This is a genomic window from Erwinia sp. (genome assembly GCF_031978025.1).
Classification (GTDB): Bacteria; Pseudomonadota; Gammaproteobacteria; order Enterobacterales; family Enterobacteriaceae; genus Erwinia.
This window is the reverse complement of the sequence record NZ_DALZCD010000015.1, coordinates 1-6,446: the sequence shown is the minus strand read 5'-3', so window position 1 is coordinate 6,446 and position 6,446 is coordinate 1. Positions and strand designations below refer to the sequence as shown.

Sequence of the window (6,446 nt, the reverse complement as noted above, 5' to 3'; positions counted from 1 at the left end):
CCGCTATTGGCAATATGAACGGCATTATCAGCCTGGCCCCGGGCAGTATCGGCCCTGCCATCGCACACGAAATGATCCTGCGTGGCGATTTGCTGCGCCTGTCGGAAGAAGTGATCAAACCGTTTTATCAGGAAAGAGTTAAACAAACTATCGCTGTTATCCGCCGCTATTTGCCGGAAGAACGCTGCCTTATTCATAAACCTGAGGGCGCTATTTTCCTCTGGCTCTGGTTTAAAGACCTGCCCATTTCTACCGAGATCCTTTACCAGCGTTTAAAAGCGCGCGGCGTGTTAATGGTGCCGGGACACTTTTTCTTTCCGGGACTGGAGCATGAATGGCCGCATACGCATCAGTGTATGCGCATGAATTATGTGCCGGACAGCGACAAGATTGAGAAAGGGATAGCCATTCTGGCAGAAGAGATTGAACGGGCGCATGGCGAATCGGACACCCGGGCAACCCGCTGAATGCCCACAAAAAAGGCCGCACCCTGTGCGGCCTTCTCTTTAACGCGCGGTCTTACTTAAGAATTTCAATGCGGCGCGGTTTATTGGCTTCCGGTACGATGCGCTCCAAATCGATATAGAGCAAACCATTTTCCAGACGGGCATCGCGCACGTTGACGTGTTCGGCAAGCTGGAATTTACGCTCAAAGTTGCGTTCGGCAATACCCTGATAAAGATAGGTTTTTTCCTGCTGTTCTTCAGGATGGGCACCGCGTACGGTCAGCATATTGTCGTGAGAGGTGATCTCCAGTTCGCTCTGTGCGAACCCTGCCACGGCAATAGTAATTCGGTACTGGTTTTCCGCCACCAGCTCCACGTTATAAGGAGGGTAGCCGCCGTTGCTCTGACCCTGATTCGATTCCAGCAGGTTGATCAGACGGTCGAAACCAATAGAAGAACGGTACAGCGGGGCGAGATCAAAATTACGCATGGTATAGCTCCTGATTATCAGCGAGGGTGTCGTGCGACCTTCCACTATGGACAGATCGGCGGGCCAAAAGCGGTACCCTGTCGGCATACGTTTTGTGACCCTGAACATAAAATGGTGACATTGAAGCCCCTTTCAAGGGCTTGTTCAGGAAAATTTTCAGCCAGTCTGATACGAATGGCATACACTCAGAAAGACATTCATCGGAGCATTAAAGCAGCGGCGCAAGGCTGATAATGATAAGCAGAGCGGTTTGCCACTGTTGAAGGGATAAAGATTATGATGGTACTGAGTAAAAGTCATTTCGCTGGCCTGTTGGCCTGCCTGTCACTGGCCGGTACGGGCGGCTGTTCCAGCTTTATGTCCCATTCTGGTCCCGATCAGGGCTATTATCCCGGCACGCGCGCCAGCGCGAAAATTGTTGCCGACAGCGACAGCGGCTGGGTAATGCGCCCGCTGGCGGCTATCGACCTGCCTTTCTCTGCCGTGCTGGATACGCTGTTGCTGCCGTTTGACTATTACCGTTCAGGCCGTGATAAAACCGGTGATTCGCCGCACGAACGCGTGTTGCGCAGCGAGCAGGAAAATCATACCAGCGACAGCCTTTCTCAGGCCGCGCCGCTGGTGATCAGTACGTCGCCTCGACATCAGCAATAAAGATCTGCTGAAAGCCCGCCACGTTACGCAAGTACGCCACATAAAGTCCGTCCGGCGAGCAGACAACCGCTTCCGGCAAAGGCGCCTCGGCGGTACGGGCCGTCAGACGACGCATTTTACCGCTGCCCGTATCGCACAGCACCACGCTGTTATCGTTGATAAAAGCCACCGATTTGCCATCAGGATGCCAGCTAAAAGCGGACTGGATATCGCTGGCGGTGTGGGTAATTTGCCGGGGCTTGCCGCCGCCGGGCGCAATGGTCCAGAGCTGTACCACGCCCTCCTCGTCTTTCATTAAAAAGGCGATGGCGCGGCCGTCAGGCGAGCTGCGCAGCCAGTGGCGCGGCAATGTTGCCAGCCCGGGAAAGGCGCGATCGTGCGTAAAGGTCAGGCGACGCTGTCTGACGCCTTGCGGGGGAGCCGGCAAGGCGGTAGCCGTACCGGCCAGCGGCGCGTCACCTTCAAGTGCATAGTCGGCCATCTTTTCCGGCAGATCGACAATAAACACTTCCGGCACCTTTTCCCCTTTTTCACTGAGCGTATCGCCGATAAACGCCAGCGCCCAGCGCTGCCGGTGACCGTCGCTTTTCAGGTAGCCCTCTTCGCCAATCCAGCCCTCTTCGTAAGCCCGGTTGATCTCATCACTGCCGGGTGCGGGCGTAGGGGTAGTCGCACTGACCAGCACGCAAAAATGGCTGCCTGCATATTCTCGCGGATGCTGTAACGGTGGGCAAACCGCATGTAGCGGCACGGCTACCCCGACGTTACGCAAATCTTTTGCCGCATCCAGCTCGTGCATCACGTGGTCGTTATAGGTAAAACTCAGCCGGCTACCGTCGGGGCTGAACACGTGCACGTGCGAGCCGCCACGCAGCGCGCCGGGCGTGTAGGGCGGCGTGATATCGCAGGCATCCATATTTTCCACCAGCCCGTTTTGGATAATCACACCACGGCGATGATGAAAGTCATAGTGCCACTGGCTGTCAGGATGCTCCGGGCCATGAATGCAAACGTAGCGTGGTGGTAAATCCGGGCTAACGGTAACCACGCCTACATGCGCGCCCGCCTGTGCCTGGTAAAGGATTTCCGTCTGGCCGCTAAGATTCACTCGCTCGACGGTTAAGCTATTGAACGTCGAGGCATGGCTGCGAACGTCGTAGACCAGCCAGTGGCTGTCGGCGGTCCAGATGTTGGTATTGGTGAGCTGGTGATTGCGCTGAGCAAAAGTGAGCTGTTTTTCCGTCATCATGCTTACCCTTAACGAGGTTTGCTGCTAAGGGTAATGCATTACGCGCTTTTGCGGTACTGGCGTATAAAGTGCGCTATTACCGTAAAATCAGAGGGCGAATTTTTCAATAGCGTGCGCTACGCCGTCTTCCCTGTTGGTTTTGGTGACAAACTGCGCAATATTTTTTACCTTGTCGATACCGTTGCCCATGGCTACGCCTGTCCCCGCGAAGGTTAGCATCGCCAGATCGTTTTCCTGATCGCCGATAGCCATCACTTCATCGGGAGAAAGCCCTAAACGCTCGGCCAGCGCCTTCACGCCCGCGCCTTTATCCACTTTTTTGTTAAGCACTTCAAGAAAATAAGGCGAGCTTTTCATGATGGTATAGCGTTGATAAGCTTCCTGCGGAATACGGGTAATCGCCTCGTCCAGCGTTTCCGGCGTATCGATCATCATGACTTTAGGGAAAGTGGCGGTTTTATCCATTTCTTCCACCGCACGGTAGCGCAGCGGCATTCCGGTTAGCGACGCTTCGTGTACGGTATATTCACTGATGTCTTTATTGGGCGTAAACAGCAGGGATTTTGTCAGCGCCTGAAAATGGACACCCAGCTCGCGTGCCAGCTTTTCCACGTACAGGTAATCGTCAAAATTCAGCGTAACTTCCGCCACGCATTCTCCCGATCCCGCTTTCTGCACCAGCGCGCCATTATTGGTAATGCAATACTGTCCTTCCCGCTGTAAATCAAGCTCCACCAAATAGCGCTCCACGCCGATAAACGGACGGCCGCTCGCCAGTACAATCGCTATTCCCTTATCCCGCGCCGCCTGGATGGCTCGCTTAACGCCCGGCGTTACCTCATGCTGAGGATTAAGTAGCGTGCCGTCTATATCAATCGCAATCAGTTTTATCGCCATACGTTCCTCTTGATTTACAGGGTTTTGTTCATGCTAACGCGATCCAGCCAGCGATGACCAGACGAATCATGTCCGGTAATTTTAAATTCGATTCAGCCATTCTTCCGCTAAACGTGCACGGACTGACAACTTTCGGATGCCACACTCCGTGAAACGGCCTGTCACTTTAGGGTGGCGGTTAAATATAAAAATGGCGTGGATAGCGTAGTTTACAATCAGTCATGTCACACGGCTCGCCAGTCGTTCAGGGAGGAAAAAGAGGGAGAGCCAGCCCTGACCATTATCGCAGGTGCTATAACGCTAATGCCCAGGGCCTGGCGGCCGGACACCCGTTCGATTTTTTCTGGTAAATGAAGACGGTCACCTGCTCCTGATACCGCCTGCTGTTCCTGCCGACAAAGCATTGACAGGCGATGACGACATAGCAAAAACGGCAATAAAAAGGCAGATCGAACGATCTGCCTTTAAAACGCTGGTGCACCAGCCGGGGCACGCGCCCCGGACCGGTTAAATATCGATATTAGCGGCTTTCAGCGCGTTCTCTTCGATAAAGGCGCGGCGCGGCTCTACCGCATCGCCCATCAGCGTGGTAAACAGCTGGTCGGCCGCAATAGCATCTTTCACCGTGACGCGCAGCATACGGCGGCTGTCCGGATCCATGGTCGTTTCCCACAGCTGTTCCGGGTTCATCTCGCCCAGACCTTTATAACGCTGTACCGACAGACCGCGACGTGACTCCTTGACCAGCCAGTCCATTGCCTGCTCGAAGTTGGCGACAGGCTGACGACGCTCGCCACGTTCGATAAAGGCGTCTTCCTCAATCAGACCGCGCAGCTTCTCGCCCAGCGTGCAGATCTTGCGGTATTCGCCGCCCGAAATAAACTCGCTGTCCAGTGGATAATCCGTATCCACGCCGTGCGTACGAATACGCACAACCGGTTCAAAGATATGCTGTTCGCGGTTCTGACGCACGTGGCCGACATAGGTGCTGCCGTGCTGCTCATTGGCATTCAGAACCGTTATCAGTTCATCAATCCACTGCTGGACCGGCGCTTCTGCGGCAATATCGCTCAGCGTCGGGTGATAGATCAGCGCGTTCAGTAACGCCAGCGGATAGCGGCGCTCCATACGCTTGATCATCTTCCGGGTGCTGTTGAACTCGGCGACCAGGTTCTCCAGCGGCTCGCCGCCCAGGGCAGGCGCATTGGCGTTGGTGTGCAGCGTCGCACCATCCAGGGCAATAGCGATCTGATACTGATCCATCGCCTCATCATCCTTGATGTACTGCTCCTGCTTGCCTTTCTTCACCTTGTACAGCGGCGGCTGCGCGATATAGACGTGGCCGCGCTCGATGATTTCCGGCATCTGACGATAGAAGAAGGTCAGCAGCAGGGTACGGATATGCGAGCCATCCACATCCGCATCGGTCATGATGATGATGCTGTGATAGCGCAGTTTGTCCGGGTTATATTCGTCACGGCCAATGCCGCAGCCCAGCGCGGTGATCAGCGTTGCCACTTCCTGAGAAGCGAGCATCTTATCGAAGCGCGCCTTTTCGACGTTCAGGATTTTGCCTTTCAGCGGCAGGATCGCCTGGTTTTTGCGGTTACGGCCCTGCTTGGCGGAGCCGCCCGCAGAATCCCCTTCCACCAGGTAGATTTCAGACAGCGCCGGATCGCGCTCCTGGCAATCCGCCAGCTTGCCCGGCAGGCCAGCCAGGTCCAGCGCGCCTTTACGGCGGGTCATTTCACGAGCGCGACGCGCCGCTTCACGAGCACGAGCCGCATCAATAATTTTGCCCACCACAATTTTCGCATCGCCCGGATTTTCCAGCAGGTATTCTGCCAGCAGCTCGTTCATCTGCTGCTCAACGGCCGTTTTCACCTCGGAAGAAACCAGTTTGTCTTTGGTCTGAGAGGAGAACTTCGGATCCGGTACCTTGACGGAAACCACGGCAATCAGGCCTTCACGCGCATCGTCGCCGGTAGCGCTGACTTTCGCTTTTTTACTGTAGCCTTCTTTATCCATGTACGCGTTCAGGGTACGCGTCATCGCCGCGCGGAAACCGGCCAGGTGCGTGCCGCCGTCGCGCTGTGGGATGTTGTTGGTAAAGCAGTAGATATTTTCCTGGAAACCATCGTTCCACTGCAGCGCAACTTCCACGCCGATGCCGTCTTTCTCGGTAGAGAAATAGAACACGTTAGGGTGGATAGGCGTTTTATTGCGGTTCAGGTACTCCACAAACGCCTTGATGCCGCCATCATAGTGGTAGTGATCGTTTTTGCCATCGCGCTTGTCTTCAAGCTTGATAGAGACGCCAGAGTTAAGGAACGACAGCTCGCGCAGGCGCTTTGCCAGGATCTCGTACTCGAAATCGATAACGTTGGTAAACGTTTCGTGGCTTGGCCAGAAACGGACGCGCGTCCCGGTCAGTTCAGTTTCACCCGTTACGTGCAGCGGGGTCTGAGGCACGCCGTGAACGTAGATCTGCTGGTGCACTTTACCTTCGCGACGGATAGTCAGCTCCAGCTTTTCAGACAGGGCGTTAACCACCGACACGCCCACACCGTGCAGGCCGCCAGACACTTTATAAGAGTTATCATCGAACTTACCGCCAGCGTGCAGCACGGTCATGATCACTTCCGCTGCGGAAACGCCTTCCTCTTCGTGAATACCAGTCGGAATACCACCGCCGTCATCATGAACGGAA

Annotated in this window: 5 protein-coding genes and 1 pseudogene; 2 read left to right on the top strand and 4 right to left on the bottom strand. The window is 55.1% G+C overall.

The genetic code is table 11. The features are described from left to right. Window positions 1-467 (top strand): annotated as a pseudogene (avtA, locus tag RTK32_RS02280) (valine--pyruvate transaminase); the annotation flags it as partial. 52 nt (window positions 468-519) lie between these two features. Here the strand turns inward: avtA and ibpA are convergent. Beyond that, window positions 520-936 (bottom strand): small heat shock chaperone IbpA, encoded by a 417-nt coding sequence (ibpA, locus tag RTK32_RS02275; RefSeq protein ID WP_125289205.1) that lies wholly within the window; start codon window positions 934-936, stop codon window positions 520-522. Window positions 937-1,212: 276 nt separating this feature from the next. Here ibpA and RTK32_RS02270 point away from each other — a divergent pair, with 276 nt between their 5' ends. Then, a complete protein-coding gene (locus RTK32_RS02270; RefSeq protein WP_312041910.1) occupies window positions 1,213-1,590 on the top strand; it encodes a YceK/YidQ family lipoprotein in 378 nt (125 codons plus the stop codon). Here the strand turns inward: RTK32_RS02270 and RTK32_RS02265 are convergent. From RTK32_RS02265 to gyrB, 3 genes are all read right to left on the bottom strand, one after another. Then, window positions 1,562-2,836, bottom strand: coding sequence for a DUF3748 domain-containing protein (locus RTK32_RS02265; RefSeq protein ID WP_312041928.1), 1,275 nt, complete (start codon window positions 2,834-2,836; stop codon window positions 1,562-1,564). The genes RTK32_RS02270 and RTK32_RS02265 overlap by 29 nt on opposite strands. Before the next feature lie 90 nt (window positions 2,837-2,926). Beyond that, complete coding sequence (yidA, locus tag RTK32_RS02260) at window positions 2,927-3,736, bottom strand: sugar-phosphatase (RefSeq protein WP_312041909.1); 810 nt, start codon at window positions 3,734-3,736, stop codon at window positions 2,927-2,929. A 507-nt stretch (window positions 3,737-4,243) separates the two neighbouring features. Continuing rightward, window positions 4,244-6,446 (bottom strand): DNA topoisomerase (ATP-hydrolyzing) subunit B (gene gyrB, locus RTK32_RS02255; RefSeq protein ID WP_312041908.1); only part of this gene is annotated, 2,203 nt, incomplete at its 5' end.